The sequence below is a fragment of the Granulicella sp. 5B5 genome, assembly GCF_014083945.1.
Lineage (GTDB): Bacteria > Acidobacteriota > Terriglobia > Terriglobales > Acidobacteriaceae > Granulicella.
On sequence record NZ_CP046444.1, the window covers coordinates 608,651 to 628,110 of the forward strand.

The 19,460-nt window shown below is 61.7% G+C and carries 12 protein-coding genes; 6 read left to right on the top strand and 6 right to left on the bottom strand.

Features of this window, described 5'->3' with window-relative positions:
- Nucleotides 1–35: 35 nt before the first annotated feature.
- Together GOB94_RS02680 and GOB94_RS02685 are read right to left on the bottom strand one after the other, a co-directional pair.
- Nucleotides 36–401, bottom strand: coding sequence for a hypothetical protein (locus GOB94_RS02680; RefSeq protein ID WP_255484177.1), 366 nt, complete (start codon nucleotides 399–401; stop codon nucleotides 36–38).
- 12 nt (nucleotides 402–413) lie between these two features.
- Entirely contained in the window at nucleotides 414–1,019 is a 606-nt protein-coding gene (locus tag GOB94_RS02685) for a sigma-70 family RNA polymerase sigma factor (protein WP_255484178.1), read from the bottom strand.
- Nucleotides 1,020–1,381: 362 nt separating this feature from the next.
- Between GOB94_RS02685 and GOB94_RS02690 the strand changes: the two genes are divergently transcribed.
- Together GOB94_RS02690 and GOB94_RS02695 are read left to right on the top strand one after the other, a co-directional pair.
- Nucleotides 1,382–1,705: a type II toxin-antitoxin system RelE/ParE family toxin gene (locus GOB94_RS02690; protein WP_182277387.1), complete on the top strand. Its 324-nt coding sequence runs from the start codon at nucleotides 1,382–1,384 to the stop codon at nucleotides 1,703–1,705.
- Entirely contained in the window at nucleotides 1,702–2,025 is a 324-nt protein-coding gene (locus GOB94_RS02695; protein WP_182277388.1) for a helix-turn-helix transcriptional regulator, read from the top strand. Before GOB94_RS02690 ends, GOB94_RS02695 begins: the two co-directional genes overlap by 4 nt.
- A gap of 897 nt (nucleotides 2,026–2,922) precedes the next feature.
- Here GOB94_RS02695 and GOB94_RS16990 read toward each other — a convergent pair.
- A complete protein-coding gene (locus tag GOB94_RS16990; protein ID WP_182277389.1) occupies nucleotides 2,923–4,596 on the bottom strand; it encodes an FAD-dependent oxidoreductase in 1,674 nt (557 codons plus the stop codon).
- A gap of 244 nt (nucleotides 4,597–4,840) precedes the next feature.
- Here GOB94_RS16990 and GOB94_RS02705 point away from each other — a divergent pair, with 244 nt between their 5' ends.
- Complete coding sequence (locus tag GOB94_RS02705; protein ID WP_182277390.1) at nucleotides 4,841–6,457, top strand: B12-binding domain-containing radical SAM protein; 1,617 nt, start codon at nucleotides 4,841–4,843, stop codon at nucleotides 6,455–6,457.
- A gap of 23 nt (nucleotides 6,458–6,480) precedes the next feature.
- Here GOB94_RS02705 and GOB94_RS02710 read toward each other — a convergent pair whose 3' ends face one another.
- On the bottom strand, nucleotides 6,481–10,248 hold the full coding sequence (locus GOB94_RS02710) for an alpha-amylase family glycosyl hydrolase (RefSeq protein WP_182277391.1): 3,768 nt from the start codon (nucleotides 10,246–10,248) through the stop codon (nucleotides 6,481–6,483).
- Between the two features lie 431 nt (nucleotides 10,249–10,679).
- Here GOB94_RS02710 and pgi point away from each other — a divergent pair, with 431 nt between their 5' ends.
- The 3 genes from pgi (at nucleotide 10,680) to GOB94_RS02725 (ending at nucleotide 14,911) form a co-directional block, all read left to right on the top strand.
- Nucleotides 10,680–12,314 (top strand): glucose-6-phosphate isomerase, encoded by a 1,635-nt coding sequence (gene pgi / locus GOB94_RS02715; RefSeq protein WP_182277392.1) that lies wholly within the window; start codon nucleotides 10,680–10,682, stop codon nucleotides 12,312–12,314.
- A gap of 208 nt (nucleotides 12,315–12,522) precedes the next feature.
- Nucleotides 12,523–13,377: an IclR family transcriptional regulator C-terminal domain-containing protein gene (locus GOB94_RS02720; protein ID WP_182277393.1), complete on the top strand. Its 855-nt coding sequence runs from the start codon at nucleotides 12,523–12,525 to the stop codon at nucleotides 13,375–13,377.
- Nucleotides 13,378–13,705: 328 nt separating this feature from the next.
- Nucleotides 13,706–14,911, top strand: a complete 1,206-nt coding sequence (locus tag GOB94_RS02725) for a glycosyltransferase family 2 protein (protein ID WP_220464983.1) — start codon at nucleotides 13,706–13,708, stop codon at nucleotides 14,909–14,911.
- 88 nt (nucleotides 14,912–14,999) lie between these two features.
- Here GOB94_RS02725 and GOB94_RS02730 read toward each other — a convergent pair whose 3' ends face one another.
- Nucleotides 15,000–16,364, bottom strand: coding sequence for a glycosyltransferase family 87 protein (locus GOB94_RS02730; RefSeq protein WP_182277395.1), 1,365 nt, complete (start codon nucleotides 16,362–16,364; stop codon nucleotides 15,000–15,002).
- A gap of 172 nt (nucleotides 16,365–16,536) precedes the next feature.
- A complete protein-coding gene (locus GOB94_RS02735; RefSeq protein ID WP_255484179.1) occupies nucleotides 16,537–19,443 on the bottom strand; it encodes a phosphoesterase in 2,907 nt (968 codons plus the stop codon).
- Nucleotides 19,444–19,460: the final 17 nt, after the last annotated feature.

Consider the following 19,460-nt stretch of genomic DNA (forward strand, 5'->3'; position numbering starts at 1 on the left):
CCTCAACGTGTTGACTCGTCTCTGTCATAGCGCGCTTACTGTGCGGCTGCTTCATTCGCCGGCCGCTCACCGCGCCCAAACCCGCAGCGCCCGCGCATCCCTTCACGAAACCGTGCACGCTCTTCTTCGCTCATCGAAGCCCAGCGCTCTTCCATATGCTTCTTCCAGTACCGCTTGCCGCCGCCGTAGTGCCCATGCCCATGCTTATGGAAGCCGCCGAACAGAATCTTCGCCAGCAACACCAGCCCAATCGCCTGCGCGAACGTGATCGCCCGCAGCCCAAAGATCGAAGGCATCAGCCAGTTCCACAGCTCCTTCGTCACGAAGCCGAACACAATCACACCCAGCACCACGAACAGCGCCACCTTCACAACCTTTGCCACAATACGCACAGCGATCACCTCACTTTCCCTTCAGCTATCGAACTCGTCCTTCATCTCCTGCAGCCGCTTCCGCAGATGCAGCACCGCATACCTCTTCTGCGAGAGCAGCGTATTCACACCCACGCCCGTCTCTTCGCTCAACTCCTTGAAGCTCTTGCCCATAAACTCATGCGCGATAAACACCTCACGCTGGTTCTCCGGCAGCTCCTCCAACGCCTCGTCGACAGCCTCGAACAGCAGCTCCCGCGCATACACCGCCTCCGGCCCCGCATCGGCTGAAGGCAGCAGGTCCTCCAGCGATGGTGCATCATGCTCCGTGCTCGACGCGCCCGCCGGCTCATTCAACGACACCGTCTTCTTCCGCCGAAACAGGTCGACGATCCGGTTCCGCGCCACCCGGTACAGCCACGCCGTCACCTGCTCCGCGGGCTTTAGCATCCGGTACGCCTGGATCAGCTCATAGAAGACGTCCTGCAGCACGTCCTCCGCATCCGCCGTATCCAGTACCCGCCTGCGGATAAACCTCCGCAGCTTCGGTTCGTCCCGCTCCATCGCCTCTGCAATGAACCGGTCCTGTTCTGCTCGCGTCAAATTCGCGCCAGCCAGTCCCTCGCCCATCAGCTCTTCGCCGCCCATCTCGTCCTCGCGCCGCGTCTCATCACCGTGTCTGCCTCTTTAACGCACGGCTGCGCGGAATATTGTAGCCAGTACGCAACAACCCTCTGTGCAGTTCGCAAAACATCTGTCTGACTGCCTCGCTATCGCCATCGTGGCCACCAGCATCACGCTCCCCGTAGCCAAGTTCGCCGACGGCGCATGGATCGCCGCCATCCTCACCCCCGCGCTCGTCGTAAAACACTCGTGGCAGGCCCTCTCCACAACCAGCGCGCCCGATCTTAAAACTCCTCATACTCCTAAGAGGCATCCAGCGCATCATGGTCATCAATATCCCCTGGCACCTCTAGCTTTATATTGCAAAAAAGGTATATAGTTTCTCCATGTCCTGGATCGTGGAGTTTCTTGATGAGGATGTGAAAGTTTTGTTTGACTCTCTGCCGCTGGACATGCGTGCTCATTTCCAACGAATCGTAGAACTCATTCAGTCGCATGGTCTCGAGCGCGTCCGCGAACCTTATGTAAAGCATCTCGAAGGAGCTCTATGGGAGATGCGCATGAAGGGAAGAAGCGGTATCGCTCGTGCCGTCTACGTGACCGCGATTGGCAAACGGATTGTCGTAGTACATGTCTTCACCAAGAAGACCCAGAAAACGCCCCGTCGCGAGATCGAAACAGCCCTCAAACGGGCAAAGGAGGTCGAATGAAGCGCAAGTTCATCCCTGTTGAAGACTCCTTCGCACAATGGAAGAAAGACCCTAAGTATGCGGCGGCCTACGATGCTTTGGAAGAAGAGTTCGCCTTCGCCTCGTCTCTTATCAAGGCTCGAACCGCAGCAGACATGACGCAGGCTCAGGTCGCCGAAGCCATGGGAACCACACAGGCCGTCGTGGCTCGCCTTGAAAGCGGAAGAGTCCGCCCATCGACTCGAACCTTGGAGCGATTTGCCAAAGCAACTCACTCCAGGCTCCGCATCATCTTCGAACCACAAGTTCGGCCCGCTCGCTCTCGAGCAAATACAAAATAATCGGCAAGCCCCAATATAACAACCACTTACAACGGCGCCCTCTTGACACACCCCGTACAATAGAACCAGAAGGAAAAATCCGCAATCGTCCCCACGCCTCGGCCCAGCCGGGGCGTCCGCATTTAACTGCCATCCACCCCTAACCCCAATCAGCTCCGGATCTTACCCCCCAAACCACCGGGGCTACCCCACTTGCTACTTACTAACTACTTGCTGAACCGAGGAAACATGCCCACCTACTTCGCCCCTATCCCCGCCGACGACACCACTCGCTACCAGTGCCGCCACATCTTCCCCGACGGCCGCCGCTGCGGCTCGCCCTGCCTCCGCAACGAGCCGCTCTGCTACCACCACCACACCACCCGCCGCCCCATCGAAGACGCCGCCGCCCGCAAGTCCCGCCTCGGCACCTACACCTTTCCCTCCAGCGAGATCGCCGACCGCTCCGGTATCCAACTCGCCCTCGGCCAGGTCCTCGAGCGCATCGCCTCTAACGACCTCGACCCCCGCCGCGCCGGTCTGCTCCTCTACGGACTCCAGATCGCCAGCCTCAACCTGCCCCGCAATCCCAACCCCATGCAGACCGCCACCTACGTCGAAGAGCTCACCGAAGACCCCGCCCTCGGCACCCTCGCTCCACCCGCCGAAATCCCCCAGAACGGCACCACCAGCGTCCTCGCCAGCCTCATCAATCGCCTCAGCAACATGGAAGTCTCCACCGCCGAGCCGGAACCCGAACCCACCATCGAATACCTCATCCCCGCAGAGCCTCCAATAGAAGACCTCACCTCCACCACAGACCCAGAGGAAACAGCCACACCCCTCCCCACCCTGCAAGCCGTAACCGACCCGTCTTTTCTACTCCCCACTCCCTATTCCCTACTCCCTGCTTCTCCCCTATCCCCTGCTCTCCAACGCCAGGTACTGGTGAACAAACGCGATCGCCATACTCCCCTCGCCCACGCCGCTCGACACGCGCTTGATAGACTCCGCCCGCACATCGCCCGCGCAGAAGACCCCCGGCAGGTTCGTCTCCAGCGGAAACGCCGGCCGCGCCGCTTCTCGCCACGTCGTCAGGTCGCGCCCGGTGCAGATGTACCCTGCACTGTTCCGCTGTAGCTCCTTCGGCAGCCACGCCGTGTTGGCCTTCGCACCGATCATCACGAACAACGCATCCACATCTTTCGTAACGATCACCTCCGCCTCGCCCGGCACCCGCTTCCGGAACGTCACCCGCTCCAGGTGGTCCTCACCTTCGGCGCGGATCACCTCCGTGTACGGTGAGATCTTGATGTTCTTCTGCTTCCCAAGCTGGTCAATCAGGTACTGCGACATCGTCAGCGTCAGCCCTTCGCCGCGCACCAGCACAATCACGTCGCTCGCGTAGTGCGAAAAGTACATCGCCGCCTGCCCCGCCGAGTTGCCGCCGCCCACGATGAAGATCTTCTTGCCCATGATGTTCACCGTCTCATCCCGCGACGCGCCGTAGTACACGCCGCGTCCACGGAACTGGTCCACGCCCTCCGCATCCAGCCTCCGCCACTCAACACCCGTCGCCAGCACCACCGCGCTTGACGTCACCCGGTCGCCGCCGTCGAGCTCAATGCAGTGCCGCCCGTTCTCCAGCAGGAACATCGACTCCACCGTGCGCGTCATCGCAATCTCCGCGCCAAACCGCTGCGCCTGCTTCAACGCCTTGTCCGCCAGCTCATCGCCCGACACACCATTCGGAAACCCTAGGTAGTTCTCAATCCGCGAGCTCGTCCCCGCCTGCCCGCCGCACGCGGACTTCTCCACGATCAGCACTTTCAACCCTTCGGACGCGCCATACACCCCCGCGGCCAGCCCCGCCGGCCCCGCGCCAACCACCACCACGTCGTACTCCTGCTGCTTCGGCTTCGTGTTGATCCCCAGCGCCTCCGCCACATTCCGCACCGTCGGTACCTTCACGCAGCTTTCCCGGTCCACCACAATCGCCGGAGAAAGAATCGGCTCACCCGAGCGGTCGAGCATGCACACCGGCACGCGGTCTGCGTCGCGCGCCTGATCGATCCATTCATACGGAATTCGGTTCGCCGACAGGAACGCACGAATCTCGCGACAGTCCTCGTCATACTGCGTGCCAATAATCAGCACCCGCGCCGACGGCGTCTCACGCACAAACTCGCCCACCCCACTCAAACGGTCGGTCATCGTCTGCAGGATCACGGCACTGCACTTCTCGGAGGTATGGATCAGCTCAAACAGTAGTTGTGGATCAAAACGGGCGACACGGGCGTGAGTCTTCGCCTTCACCGACGCAAACGAAGGCGCCAGCAGCAACACCGGGATCTCCCCAAAGAACGAACCCGGCTTGTACTCGGCAATAGCCTGCTGTTGCCCAAGGATCTCCTTGACGACCTTCATCTCTCCATCGAGCAGCACAAAGAAGTGGGCCGTCTCCCCCTCACGCACCAGCCACTCGCCCGCCGCCAGCTTCACGTCGGCCGCGCGCTCGGCAAACCGCTGCCGCTCGTTTTCTTCCAGACAAGCAAAGATGGGTATACTCTCGAGTTCCTGCGCCGTAATCATGTCTCTATTCTTTCACCCTTCGCGCTCCTCCTCCAAGCGCACGATTTCGTACACTAAGCGATAAGGTAAGTTCAGATGAGTGGCCCGCTTTGAAGGGGCATGACCTCAGTCGTGCCGGCCCAAACGCTAAACGCATCAGGACTAGCCCCTGAAGGATGTCTGAAGGCATTCAAGGCTCCCCGAAACGTAGCCCGAATCACGCACCCATTACCGCAGTCTGTCAGATTGCATCACACAGTCTGGTATGAAACTCGTCCCTATTCGCGAAGCATCGACTGGACTTGCCCCGCTGCCGCCTGATGTCGCAGCCATCACGCGCCGCATCCTCTGCGTCTTCCCTCGCTACACCAAGAGCTTCGGCACCTTCAACAACGCCTACCCGCTGCTCGGCGTCAAGGCCTTCATGCCCCCGCAGGGACTGCTCACCATCGCAGCCTATCTCCCAAAGCACTGGGAAGTCCGCTTCATCGACGAGAACGTCGCTCCCGCCCGCAAGCGCGACTTCGCCTGGGCCGACGCCGTCTTCGTCAGCGGCATGCACATCCAGCGCAACGCCATCAACTCGATCAACGCGCGCGCCCACGCTCTCAACAAGCCCACCGCACTCGGCGGCCCCTCCGTTTCTGGCTGCGCAGAGTACTACCCCGACTTCGACTACCTCCACATCGGCGAGCTCGGAGACGCCACCAACCAGCTCATCGCCGCCATCGCACGCAGCACCCAGCGCCCCGCAACCCAGCAGGTCTTCACCACTGCCGAGCGCCTCAAGCTCTCTGACTTCCCCACCCCGGCCTACGATCTCGCCGGCATGTACAACTACTTCCTCGCCAACGTCCAGTTCTCCTCCGGCTGCCCCTACCGCTGCGAGTTCTGCGACATCCCCGAGCTCTACGGCCAGAACCCACGCCTCAAAACACCCGAGCAGATTCTAAAAGAATTGGACGCCATCGTCGCCGGCGGCGCAGTCGGCGCAGTCTACTTCGTCGACGACAACTTCGTCGGCAACCGCAAGGCTGCCAAAGAACTCCTGCCCCACCTCATCGAGTGGCAGAAGAAAAACAAATATCCCCTCGAGTTCGCCTGCGAAGCCACCCTCAACATCGTCCGCTCCCCCGACCTCCTGGAGATGATGCGCGAAGCCAGCTTCTGGACCATCTTCTGCGGCATCGAGACGCCCGAAACCGACGCCCTCAAAGCCATGTCCAAGCAGCAAAACAACGAGATCCCGCTCCTTGAAGCCGTGCAGACGCTCAACAGCTACGGCATCGAAGTCGTCAGCGGCATGATCATGGGCCTCGACACCGACACCTACCAAACCCCCGACCGCATCCTCGAATTCGTCGAAGCCTCGAAGATCCCCGTCCTCACCATCAACCTGCTCGAAGCCCTGCCGCGCACCCCACTCTACCGCCGCCTGCAGGACGAAGGCCGCCTCATCGAAGACGCAACAGGCCGCGAATCGAATGTTGACTTCAAGCTTCCCTACAACGACGTCGTAGCGATGTGGCGCCGCACCTTCTCAACCGCCTTCGCACCCGAGGCCATCTACCGCCGCTTCGCCTACAACCAGCAGCACACCTACCCCAACCGCATCGCCATCCCGCCCGCGGGAAAAATCAGCCTCGCGAACATCTACCGCGGCTTCAGTACCCTCGCCAAGCTCATGGTCCGCGTCGGCATCTTCTCCAACTACCGCAAGATCTTCTGGAGGATGGCATGGCCCTGCCTCAAGCAACTCGACATCGAAGACGTCATCCACGTCTCCCTCGTCGCGCACCACATGATCAGCTACGCCCGCGAGGCCGAAGCCGGCTTCCAGAGCGCCGCCTTCTACTCCCCCAACGTAGAACACGCCACCTGAGCCGACATCTCTACTCCTCTCCCCTAAACCGGCTCATCCGCGACCACCGACGCGGCATCATCCTCTTCGACCACATTGCGCTTCGGTGACCGTGCTCCCAGCGCCATCTGCTCCAGAAACCGCCGTACTTCATACTTCGCAACCTTCGCCGCATACGTCACATTCGCAGCGATGGCTGTAACCTCATTCGCCGCCTTCGTCCGCTCCGAAGCCTGCGCCGAGCAGCTCTCCGAAGCAGCCAACAGAGCTGGTAGCTTCAGCCAGCACACAAACGCCTCCAGCTTCTCGCGCTCGAACCGCTCCACCTTTACCACCGTATCGAGATCGACGGTCTCCACCTCGCCTGTCTCCTGCACGCCCGTCAGCCACCGCACATCGCCATCACTCCAGAACGCACTCGAAGCCACCGCCTCCGAACACGACTTGTACGTGCTCATCAGCAACAGCACGCGCACCTGCGCCGCTTCGCGCCACACCTGTTCGCCCGTCTCGCCCACGGCGGAGAACACCTCTGCCAGCGCATGACGCAGCCGCAACTCGTCATAGACCGCCAACGCAGCCGCCGGTGAAGGTAGCGCCCGCACCGCGATCCACGCCAGCACGGGCGCCCACATCTGCGCCGCGTGCCCATGCATCCCCTGGCAAGGCAGCATGGCCCGCGCCGCGCTCTGCAGCGCCTCAGGAAACTTCATCACCAGCTCCGGCAGTTGCAGCGCCGCCGCAGCCATCGCAGCGCAGCTCTCACCCTTGGCTCCCGTGCTGCACTCCATCGCCCACACAGACGAGCCATCCTCCAGCACCTCGGGCCGCGCCAGCCGCATCGCCGTCTCGCGGAACCCGCGCACGCTCTCCACAAACGCCACCAGCCCCGGCTCCAGAACAGGCGCAGGAGTCACCTTCACCACATCGTCAACAACCGCATCGGCTTCAACGGCAGAAGCCTTCACAACCTCCGCAGACTTCGCTTCCACCGCCGGCGCACTCGCCGCCTTCGCCAGCGCGGCCTTCACGAACGACTGAATATTCGCCTCATTGATCACCGCATGGAGCGCCTCCACCAGCGGCTGCAGCCGAAGCTCGGTCAATGCATCATCTACGCTGTACACACCCGAACCATTCAGTGCATCGCACAACCTATCCCACGGATACGCCTCCGTCGGCTGCAGCGCCCGCCACTCCACCAGCACCATGTGCTGATATCCACGCAGTTCCACCGTCAACCCATGCTCGCGCAGATCGCTCGCGCGCCGCAGAAACTCCAGCCCCTGCACCGTATCGCGATACGCCATCACCATCCACGGCTCGCCCGGAAGCCGCAACCCATCGCCCAGGTCCTTCTGCCGGAAGTTCCCCGTATGCTTCTCCAGGTATCCCACCGACGTACGAATCGTCCCATGCGTCGACTCGTACCGGTTGTTGTACAGAATCACCCCACGCTGCCCCTCATACATGTTCGAGTACGCAAACACGTTCTCGTCCACATGCCCATACCCTGTCCAGAAGTCGTACAGCAAAAAGTTCTCACTCTCCGCCCACAGCTTGCGGTTCTTCAGCAGCGGCGCAATCAGGTAGTTGTGCCGCCCAATCAGATCGTTGTTCGGATGCTCATCCAGCCGTGCCACCTTGAAGTCCATGCCATAGCGTTCGGTATAACCCTCAATCTGCCCATGCCCAAACATCGGCAGCCCCGGCAGCGTCGCCAGCAGCACACTTGTCCCAAAGTACTTGTCGCCCGACCCGAACTGGTCGATCGCCGTCCGCTCATCCGGGTTGCTCATAAAGTTCACATACCGCTTCAGGATCTCCGGATCGAACTCAACCGTCTTCTTCAGATAGCTCCGATACTTCGCATTCTCCTCATCGCGCAGCATATTCATAAACGCCGAGTTATACACCCGATGCATCCCCAGCGTGCGCACAAAGTAGCTCTCCAGCAGCCAGAACGCCTCCGCCAGCAACAACGTACCCGGCACTTCCACAGCAACGCGGTCCACCACCTCGCGCCAGAACTCATGCGGCATCAGCTCATTGAACTGCTCGTCTGAAATCGCATACTCCGCGCGCGAAGGAATCGACCCACCCGCACCCGGCAGCGGAAACCACAGACGCTGCACATGCCGCTTCGCCAGCACCATCGCGGCATCAAACCGGATGATCGGAAACCGCCGCGCCACATTCAAAATCACCTGCATCACATGCTCGCGCACCTCGGCCTTCGAGTAGTCCAGCTGCGCCGTATCGTTCCACGCAAACATCGTCCCATCGTTGCCGTGATACACAAACCGCGTCTGCCCATCGCGATAATGCCGCAGCCGATACACCACCGCCGCATCCGTCTGGTCGTAGTAGTGGTCCTCGATCTTGATCTCCACCCGGCTGTCCGTCGACAGGTCCGGCCCCTCAAAGCTGTAAGCCGGGTACGGACTGTCATGCCTCCACAAAAACCAGTCCGGATGCTCAATCACCCAATCCGAATCCAGTCCCATGTGGTTCGGCACCATATCGCTCGCCAGCCGCAGCCCCACGCGCGAAGCCCTCCAGCGCAGGTCTTCATACGCCTGCTCGCCACCCAGGTCCTCCGCAATCAAATAATCCTTCAGCGAGTAGGCTGAAGCCACCGCATCTCTGTTCCCACGCAGCCGCTTGATCGTCTTCGAAGCCCGGCTCCGCTCCCACAACCCGATCAGCCACAACCCCGTAATCCCGCGGTCCGCAAGTATCTGCAGCTCTTCATCCGGAATCTGGTCCAGCCGGTGAATGTGCCGCAGATACTTCTTCGACAGCTGCTCCAGCCACACATACGTGCTCTTCGCGATCAGCACCGCCGTCGGCATCCACGCCTGGTCCGCGCTGAACGCCTCATACTCATTCAGCGGAGCCTGGTAGTCATGCGCATACCGCCGACGTCGCACACCATCCGCACCTGTTATCCACTCACTCTCGAACCCCACAAACTCATCGCCGACAAACCCCTCCCCTCCAAACCCCGGCGCTCCATGCCGATGCCGGTCCGGCCCCGCCGGATGAAACCGCATCCAGACAGCCAGCTCCTCTTCGCGCAGCACATCGATCGCCAGCAGCACGCGCTTCAACTCATCGCCCAGGTACGGAGCCCAGTGCTCGCCAATAAAATCCAGCTGCGCCGTCAACGAATCCGGTGCCGCCTTCATCGGCGCAATCAGCGCGTCCAGCAGCGTCCCGATCTTCGAGTCCATCGGCGGCCGCGTCGCAAAGAACTGCGGCAGCTCTGTCGTCACGCCCTTGTACACCGTCTGCTTCTTCAGCGAGTCATCCTCAAACAGCACCTTGAACGGCGCAAACGCAGGATTGCTGTTCGCCAGCCACAGCAGCAGCATCTCTTCAAACGCAATCTCGCGGTTCGACCGCCCTTCCGTCGATCCCTGCAGCCACTTCTCCGCACTCAACTCGCCGCGATACACCGCCACCGTCGGAAACTCCTGCGTAAACCGCAGCAGCAGTTTCTCCGCCTCACCCTTCGGAGCGCTCTGTTGCAGCCACCGTAGCCCCTCCGCCATCACCGCCGGGTCACGCTCTCTCCGGTACTTCGCCACCAGCGCATGACTCAGCTCATCAATCAGCCCCATCGCGAACAGCGCCCCCGCATTCACCGTCTTCTCCGGATTCGCCTCTGCGTCCAGCATCGTATTCAGCTTCTGCGCCAGCTTGCGGCTCGCGGCCACGTTCGCAAACACCACGTTCCCCGTGAAGCTGAAGAGAAGGTCATCCAGATCCAGCCGTTCGCGGATCGATTGGGAGATGTGAAATTCCATGCCACTCATGCTTTCCGGCAACATCGTGCCCGCTACATACCAAAATCATCCCGCCAGTTCCAGCGGTGTCTAAAGATCAACACATTCATAGATGCAGCCCCGTGCCGAAGCGTCCCCCCACACCGGGTTCAAGTAAACATCTTCGGTCTTCGCCCATGCACCATCGGACCGCCTTCGTATTGAGAAATCAACACTCAAGCAATATAGTCCAACCACGCCTCCGCAGATTCTCCAGACACACGACCGACAACGCAGCGAAGAAACCCACCAGAGAAAAGCGCATAAGGTTGTTAGCTGTATACCAGACTTCGAAACCCTTCGTCGTCACCCAACCCGTAACCCGCGTCACCGCCCCGACATCCAACAATGGTCTAATACTCATGGCGGGTTGAGCCACGACCACTCCGGTCCCTCACCCCAAGGAGATCCTCATGCCCGATCAAGTCGCTCCCCTCTCCCAGCGCCCTGCCTGGAAAGCCCTCACCGCGCACGCCGCAACCCTCAAGCCCCAGCACCTCCGCGACCTCTTCAAGTCCGACCCTGCCCGCGGCACACGCCTCACCGCCGAGGCCGAAGGCATCTTCCTCGACTACTCCAAGAACCGCGTTACCGACGACACCCTCAAGCTCCTCATCGAGCTAGCCGAGCAATCCGGCCTCAAGCCCCACATCGAGGCCATGTTCACCGGCCAGAAGATCAACATCACCGAGAACCGCGCCGTCCTCCACGTCGCCCTCCGTGCCCCCGCATCTGAATCCATCAAGGTCGACGGTGAAGACGTCGTCCCCGAAGTCCACAAGGTCCTCAACAAGATGGCCGCCTTCGCCGACCAGGTCCGCTCCGGCAAGTGGCTCGGCTACACCGACAAACCCATCAAAAACATCGTCAACATCGGCATCGGCGGCTCCGACCTCGGCCCTGTCATGGCCTACGAAGCGCTCAAGCACTACTCGCAGCGCGATCTCACCTTCCGCTTCGTCTCCAACGTGGACGGCACCGACTTCGTCGAAGCCGTCCACGACCTCGACCCCGAGGAAACGCTCTTCCTCGTAGCCTCCAAGACCTTCACCACCCTCGAGACCATGACCAACGCGCACTCCGCGCGTTCCTGGACGCTCGCCAAGCTCAAGCAGACCGAGGCCATCGCCCGCCACTTCGTTGCCATCTCCACCAACGACAAGGAAGTCGCCAAGTTCGGCATCGACACCGCCAACATGTTCGGCTTCTGGGACTGGGTCGGCGGCCGTTACTCCATGGACTCCGCCATCGGCCTCTCCACCATGATCGCCATCGGCCCGGACAACTTCCGCAAGCTCCTCGCCGGCTTCCACGCCATGGACGTCCACTTCCGCACCACGCCCTTCGAGAAGAACCTGCCCGTCCTCATGGGTCTGCTCACCGTCTGGTACACCGACTTCTTCGACGCCCAGACCGTCGCCATCCTTCCCTACGAGCAGTACCTCAAGCGCTTCCCCGCCTACCTCCAGCAGCTCACCATGGAGTCCAACGGCAAGCACGTCACCCTCGACGGCACCCACGTCGACGCCGACACCGGCCCCATCTACTGGGGCGAGCCCGGCACCAACGGCCAGCACAGCTTCTACCAGCTCATCCACCAGGGCACCCGCCTCATCCCCTGCGACTTCATCGGCTTCAGCAAGGCCGTCAACCCGCTCGGACGCCACCACGACATGCTGATGGCCAACGTCTTCGCCCAGGCCGAAGCCCTCGCCTTCGGCAAGACCGCCGAAGAAGTAAAGGCCGAAGGCGTCCCCGACGCCCTCGTCCCGCACAAGGTCTTCGAAGGCAACCGCCCCTCGAACGTCCTACTCGCCAACGAGCTCACCCCCGAGATGCTCGGCAAACTCGTAGCCCTCTACGAGCACAACGTCTTCACCCAGGGCGTCATCTGGTCCATCGACTCCTTCGACCAGTGGGGCGTCGAGCTAGGCAAGGTCCTCGCTACCAAAATCCTCGGCGAAATCGAATCCCCAACCGCCCCCGCACCCACCGCCCACGACACCTCCACCACCAACCTCATCAACCGCTACCGCGCCACCAAATAGATAGCTACCGCAAATGCCGGAGGCCCCATTCATGACAGCACTTGGTCATGAGTGGGCCGCCACAAATCTATCTCCAACCACCATCGCCGGGAGCCACTCGCTCTCGGCGTTTTCTTGCATAAAACTCGTTCGTGCGTTTATCGTGAATACAGGGCGGCAATCGAACCTTATTCCAAGGCTCCCTCTGCGGCCCAGGAGATCCCGAGCCATGCCGCCGTCCTCTGTCCTCCAGTCGCCCGCCGCCACTCCCGCAGCCCCAGCCCGCCCCGTCAAGGTCCTTCCCGGTACCGCACTCAACCAGTACTCCGGCGACCCCAACTTCATGGCCTCGCTCGCCCGCGGCCTCGTCGTCATCGAAGCCTTCACGCCGCAGACGCCGCAGATGACCATCTCGCAGCTCAGCCTGCGTACCGGCCTCTCCCGCGCCGCCGTCCGCCGCTGCCTCTACACCCTCGTCAAGCTCGGCTTCGCCGGCGCCGACGAGAACCAGCGCTACTCCCTGCGTCCCAAGATGCTCACGCTGGCCAACACCTACACCGCCTCCAGCACTCTCGCCAACGCCGCCCAGCCCATCCTCGAGCGCATGTCCGCCACCTACGGCGAAAGTTTCTCCGTCGCCACGCTCGACGGCGAGCAGATCGTCTACATCGCCCGCACAACGGTTTCGCGCGTCATGTCCGTCGATCTCCACATCGGCTCGCGCCTGCCCGCCTTCTGCACCAGCATGGGCCGCATCCTGCTCGCCTGGCTCCCGCAGGACCAGCTTGAGGCCTACCTCGCCCGCGTCGTCCTCACCCAGTTCACTCCCCGCACCATCAACTCCATCGAGAAGCTCCGCCTCGCTCTCCGCAACGTCCGCCGCAACGGCTACGCCCTCTGCGACCAGGAGTACGAGGTCGGCCTCCGCTCCATCGCCGTCCCGGTCCACGCCGGCAACGGCCGCGTCGTCGCCACGGTCAACCTCTCCGGCCACGCCCCCCGCATGCCTATGCTGGAGATGCAGACCCGCTTTCTCCCCCCACTCCGCGCCGCAGCCCAGGAGCTCAGCGTCTTCCTCCGCTAAACCAGCCTCTGTTCTCTTACAAACCTGTCATCTCGGCCAAGGCAGGATGGCTGTATGTTCTGCAAAGCGAAGACATCCGCAGTTCGAACTACAGCAACTCTCTGCCTCGGGAGCACCAAAGGCGCACCCAGGCAGCTCCTCCATCTGCCGGCACGCAATATCCAGCGCAGGAAATTATCCACAGGGCTACAACCGTCTATATAGCTGATTGCCACCTACCGCTCATTGACGTCGGTGGCGTATGCTTGCGGGACATCACCCCTTGGATATTGCAGAAGATTCCCTTTGGATGCACCCTTCCCAAGTCGCACCGCTTGGAGCACTCTGTTTGAACCACCATGCTGCCTCACTCCCGGCTCCTGAAGGTCACGCGGCCCGTCGACTCGACCTCGCCGTCGTCATCCCGACCTTCAACGAGCGCGGCAACATAGCCGAGCTCATCCGTCGGCTCGATCTCGCCCTCCAGGGCCTTTATTGGGAGGCCATCTTCGTCGACGACGACTCCCCCGACGGCACCGCCGACCTCGTCCGCTCCTTCGCCCGCCGCGACACTCGCATCCGCATCCTCCAGCGCATCCACCGCCGCGGCCTCGCATCCGCCTGCATCGAAGGCATCATGAGCTCCTCAGCCGAGGTCGTCGCCGTCATGGACGCCGACCTCCAACACGACGAGTCCATCCTCCCTCAGATGCTCCAGCGCCTCCGCTCCGAGTGCCTCGATGTCGTCATCGGCACCCGCAACGCCGTCGGCGGCAGCATGGGCGACTTCGCCAGCCACCGCATCCTGCTCTCTCGTCTCGGCGACAAGCTCAGCCGTGCCGTCTGCGCCTGCAATCTCTCCGACCCCATGAGCGGCTACTTCCTCGTCACCCGCAGCTTCTTCATGGAGGTCGCTCACCACCTCCAGAGCACCGGCTTCAAGATTCTTGTCGACATCTTCGCCTCCAGCGTCCGCCCTGTCCGCTTCGACGAGGTCGGCTACTGCTTCCGCTGTCGTCAGCACGGCGCCAGCAAGCTAGACATCAACACCGGCGTCGAGTACCTCTTCCTCATCCTCAACAAGTTCCTCGGCGCAGCCATCCCGCCCCGCTTCGTCATGTTCTCGCTGGTCGGCGCAGTCGGCATCGCCACGCATCTGCTCGCGCTCGGCACGCTACTGTACGCCTTTCACGCCCGCTTCTTTCTCGCCCAGGCCATCGCCACCTACATCGCGATGACCGGCAACTTCTTCATCAACAACGCCGTCACCTACCGCGACCGCAGCCTGCGCGGCGCACGTCTCGTCACGGGCCTGGCCTCATTCTGGATCGCCTGCTCCTTCGGTGCCTGGGCCAACGTCATCTTCGCCCGTGTCCTGCTCGCAGAAGGCCACCCCTGGTACCTCGCTGGCCTCGCCGGCATCATACTTAGCTCGGTCTGGAACTACACCATCAGCAACCTCGCCACCTGGCAGAAGAAGCGCGACGACTCCTATTACACCTACACCCCCGAACTCATCGAAGCCGACCTCCTCCAGACCGACACCCCCGACTAGAACTCCGCTGGGTCTTACATTCCGAAATATTGCGCTTCTCTCTGCGTACTCTGCGTGAGGCTTTTCTCCATCCAGCCATGGGTTCGCCCTAAATCGCCACCTCGATGACATCCTCAAGGTGCGTTTTCACCTCGGCATCCACCGCCTTCGACTGCTGAAACAGCTCCCAGCACCCGGCCACGAACACCAGCGACAGGAAGCACCCAGCGGTCAGCTTCCACGGCGGGTTTGTCAGCCCGGCATGGTCTCGCACTGCGAGATAGTTGATCGCTGCAAAGATGGCCGTCATCCATATCGTCGCCTGCAGCGTGCTCCGGCTCCGCTTCGCCAGCCGCCACACGATCAGCGCCACCGGAATCGTGATCGGCGCGATATCGTACTCCATGATCCGCGGGTTCAGCAGAATCGTTCCCAGCAGCAGCACCGGCCCAAACTGCTCCAGCGTCAGGCGCCCTGCAAGATACCGTCGCGATAGCGCAAACAGCACCGCCACAATCACCACCGCATAGGCCAGGTAGGACACCGCACTGGTAATCCTGTACGGCACGTGGAAGAACAACGCATTCGTGATCAGCCCCGCAGGGCTGCTGCTGAAGTCCCGGTTAAACCGGAACTGCAGCTCCACAGCCTCCAGGTAGTGATGAAACAGCTGCGGCCACACCACCGGCTGCAACAGGAACGACGCCATACCGGCAGCTCCTGTCGCAATCGCCGCCAGCCACTGCCGCCGCGCCGAAAAGACCGGGATCGCCAGCAGCGTCAGCATCGGCGTCTTGCAGCAGCCCGCCAGCAGTACCGCGACGTAGAACAGTGTCCAGCGGCCCCGCCGCCAGCCACGCACCGCCGCGGCAAACACCAGACCATACAGCAGATACGCCACATTCCCGCTGAAAAAGATGTCATTGGCCAACATGCCAGGGAAAAAGATAGCGAACGGCGCAAGCATCCCAAACACGCCACGCTCACTCGGCTGCACCAGCTGCATCGTAGCCCACAGTCCAAGCAGGATGAGCGCAAAGAACACAGCCCAATAGATCGCGCCCGTCACCGCAAACGGCAACGCTCCCACAGCGCGCAGCACGGGCAGGGTGATCGGCGAATACACATAGCTGAACGGAATGGGTACACCCGGCTGATACGCCCGTGGATTCAGCTGGTACGCCTCTTGTACTGCGATCGCATCCGCATATGGATCGTGACCGGCGCGTAGCGACAACACCGCATTCTTGTACACAGCAATGTCCCATCCCTTCGAGTACGAAGGGATCAGGCTCCAGATCACGATGGACAGGATCGAAAGGCACCAGAAAAAACGCGCGAGCTTGGCTGTATCGGCGTAGCGAAGGCGGCTCAGCAAACCGCTGGAGGCGTCTCGGACGGAGAGCGTAGATGGAGAGACGGCCGTCGGCTCAAGAATCTCGCTGACAGCTCTATCGGTTTTATACACAACCATGATTTTACCGTGTTCGCGCCTTCATTTTAGCGCGCTCCCCGCCACCAGGCCGCCTTCTCAGGACGTAATATTGTCGTCGTTGCATCGTTACGGCCACTAGGCCTTTCGCTGAAACATCCATCGACACCCCGGAGCGGAACCCTGGAAGATCGCAACAGTTCCCTGCTCCCTATTAATCGTCGTCATCATCCTTCTTCTTCGCATGCTTCACCAGCAGCATCTGCGGCACGGGCTGGTTCCCCATCGCATCCCGCCACAGGATGACGTTCAGCTTGTCCGAGTCCGCCCTGTCCGGATGCGTGAAGTCCATCTTCATCGACTCCGCCGCCCCCGGCGCGTTCTTCTTGTTCGCCGTGTAGATCAGCCCATTGTCGCGGTTCGAGGTGTCCACATCGTACGCAGGCTGATCGCCAGGCCCTGAAAACAGCGTGCCGATCAGCGACGCCAGCGCATCATTATTGTTCATCGGCGGCACGCCTTCCAGCGCCTCCATCGTCCGCAGCACGCTCACCGTCGAGTAGAACCGGCTGTCCACATACGCCGCCTGCCCGGCCTTCGGATGCGGCGCATACTTGCTCACCACAATCGCCAGCGACCGGTGCGCGTCCACATGGTCCGCACCGTTCTGCGCATCGTCCTCCAGGATGAAGAACGCTGTGTCGTCCCAATACGCCGAGTGCGAAACCGCATCCACCATCCGCCCCAGCGCCAAGTCGTTGTCCGCCACCAGCGACTTCGGCGTCGGCCCTCCCGGAGTCGTCCCCGCCGTATGGTCATTGCCCAGCCGCATCTCTACAAAGTTCGGCATCTCGTCATGCCCCGCTGCGAGCTCCGTCTTCCACTTCGCAAAGTGCCGCAGAAACACATCCGCGCGGATCTGGTCCGGCACTCGCAGGTTGAAGTCTGGCGCTTCGACAGCGAAGTGCCCCACCAGCTCCGGCTTCGTCGGTATGTTCTGCGCCAGCCGAGGAATCGCCCACGGCCACAGGTTCTTGCCGCCGCCCCACATCTCCGGCAGCGGATCGCCCGGCTTGATCGAATCCGTCGCACAAGGCCGCTCGCCACCGGACATCGCACCCGCCCGCGGATCGGCCGTCACATGCCCCTGCCTCTCGCCGCAAAACACCGATGAGATGTACTCGCCAAAGTTGTACGTCGTCCGTCCATGCGAAGCCATATCACCCCAGATGTACCCGCTCTTCGGCTCCTCCACATCGGGAATATGCTGCAGCAACGGATACCCATCCGCGACCATGCCCTCATAGTCATACGTTCTCTGCCGTCCGCGATAGTTCTGCTGCCACGTCCGCTCCAGGTAGTCCGTACCAATCGCGGCATTCGACCACACATGCCCATCGCCGGACACCTCGGCCGAGTCATAAAAGTTGTCCAACACCCCAAACTGCAGCACCAGCTTATGAGCATTCGGCGTCACCGCCTCGCCATACATCGCCAGCGACGGATCACCATTCGCCACCGGCTTCCCATCCTTCTCCAGGTCACCCAGGATCTGGTCATACGTCCGATTCTCGCGAATGATGTAGATCACATGCTTGATCCTGCTCTTCCCCCCCTCGAACGGAAGAGTCTCTGCCGCAGCCTTCATCCGGTTCGACTCCATCACCACCTCAGTCGAAGCCTTCAGATCGTTCTCCATCGCGCGCTCATCCAGCGACGCCAGCGACCCATACAGCAGCGTCGGAGCATACGTCCCCGGGCTGTCCTTATGCCTCGTCCCCGGAGCATCCGTCGGCAACGGCCGCTGCGGAAAATTGTTCGGCCCCGTCCCTTTGCCCTTGTCCGTCGCCACATACAACTTGCCACCGCTGGCAGCCAGTGAGATCGGCATCAGCTCCGTCGGCACAAAGCCGATCGGCTCCACCATGCCCTTTGCCTTCTCCATGCTCCGCAGCTTGTGTGGGTCAAGCACTGCCACCGCATCGGACCCCATGTTCGCCACATAGAGACGCGTCCCGTCCGCATTCATCGCCAACGCATTCGGCTCAGCCCCAAAGTAGCTCTGCCCCGGCAGCCGAGTATCGAAGTACCCACGCACCTCCAGCTCCGGCGCACTGCGTCTCCCAATCGACACCGCCGCAACAGCATCACGGTTTGCCAGCGCCACATACAACACACCCTCACGCTCATCCAGCAGCATCGCGCAGGGGTGCGTCCCCGGAGCAATCGCAGACTTCGGCTTCAGCAGCGCCACCCGCCGCGCCACAGCACCCGTCTCCAGGTTCAGCTCCACCACCTCGCTCGCGTTCCACAACGACACGAACGCCCGCTTCCCGTCCTTCGTCGCCGCCACCCCAACAGGGTAAGTCGACGGCACCGCATCATCCGCCGAAAGATCGAACGTCTTCTCAATCGCGCCCGTCGTCGCATCCATCAGCACCGCAGCATCGGCGAGGTTCTCACTCACCAGCAGCTTCTCGTGCTCACCCCCTACAACCACAATCCCCGCCGGATACGGAATCCCCAGCTTTCCGCCATCCTCTTTCCGATAGTCGGTGTGGCGCCCCCCGGCCAGCTTCACCAGTGGCAGCTTCAGAAACCCCTGCGGCGTCAGCTCGCCATCATGAAATCCGTACACCACAACCCCGTTGCCCGTCTTCCCCTTGCTGCCCCCCTCAGGATCGGTCGTCGAAGCCATGCTGGCATAAACCTTCGTTCCATCCGCACTAAAGGCCAGCCCAGAAAAGAACGTCTGCGGCGCGCGCTCACCCACCCGCGCATCCGGAAAATCCTTCACCGCTCCCGTCGCCGTATTCAACACCGCCAACGACTGCGCATAGTTCGACTCCCACGTGCCATACCCCGCATTCAGCGCAACCACCCAGCGTCCATCCGGCGACACAGCCAGCGACAGCGGCAGGCTGTTCAACCGCTGTGGATCTCCCGGAGCGGGCGCAAAGAGCTGTTTGCTCGTCGGCAGATCGATCACCTGCCCGGCCCTCGTCGCATGATCCTGCTGCCCCATCGCGTACTGCGAAAACCCCAGTAAATGCGCTGCAATCAGCAACGTGCTGCAAACCCCGCTCTTCAACAACATGGCTCCCCCGGTTCGTGTCATCATATGGCTCCCCGTCATTA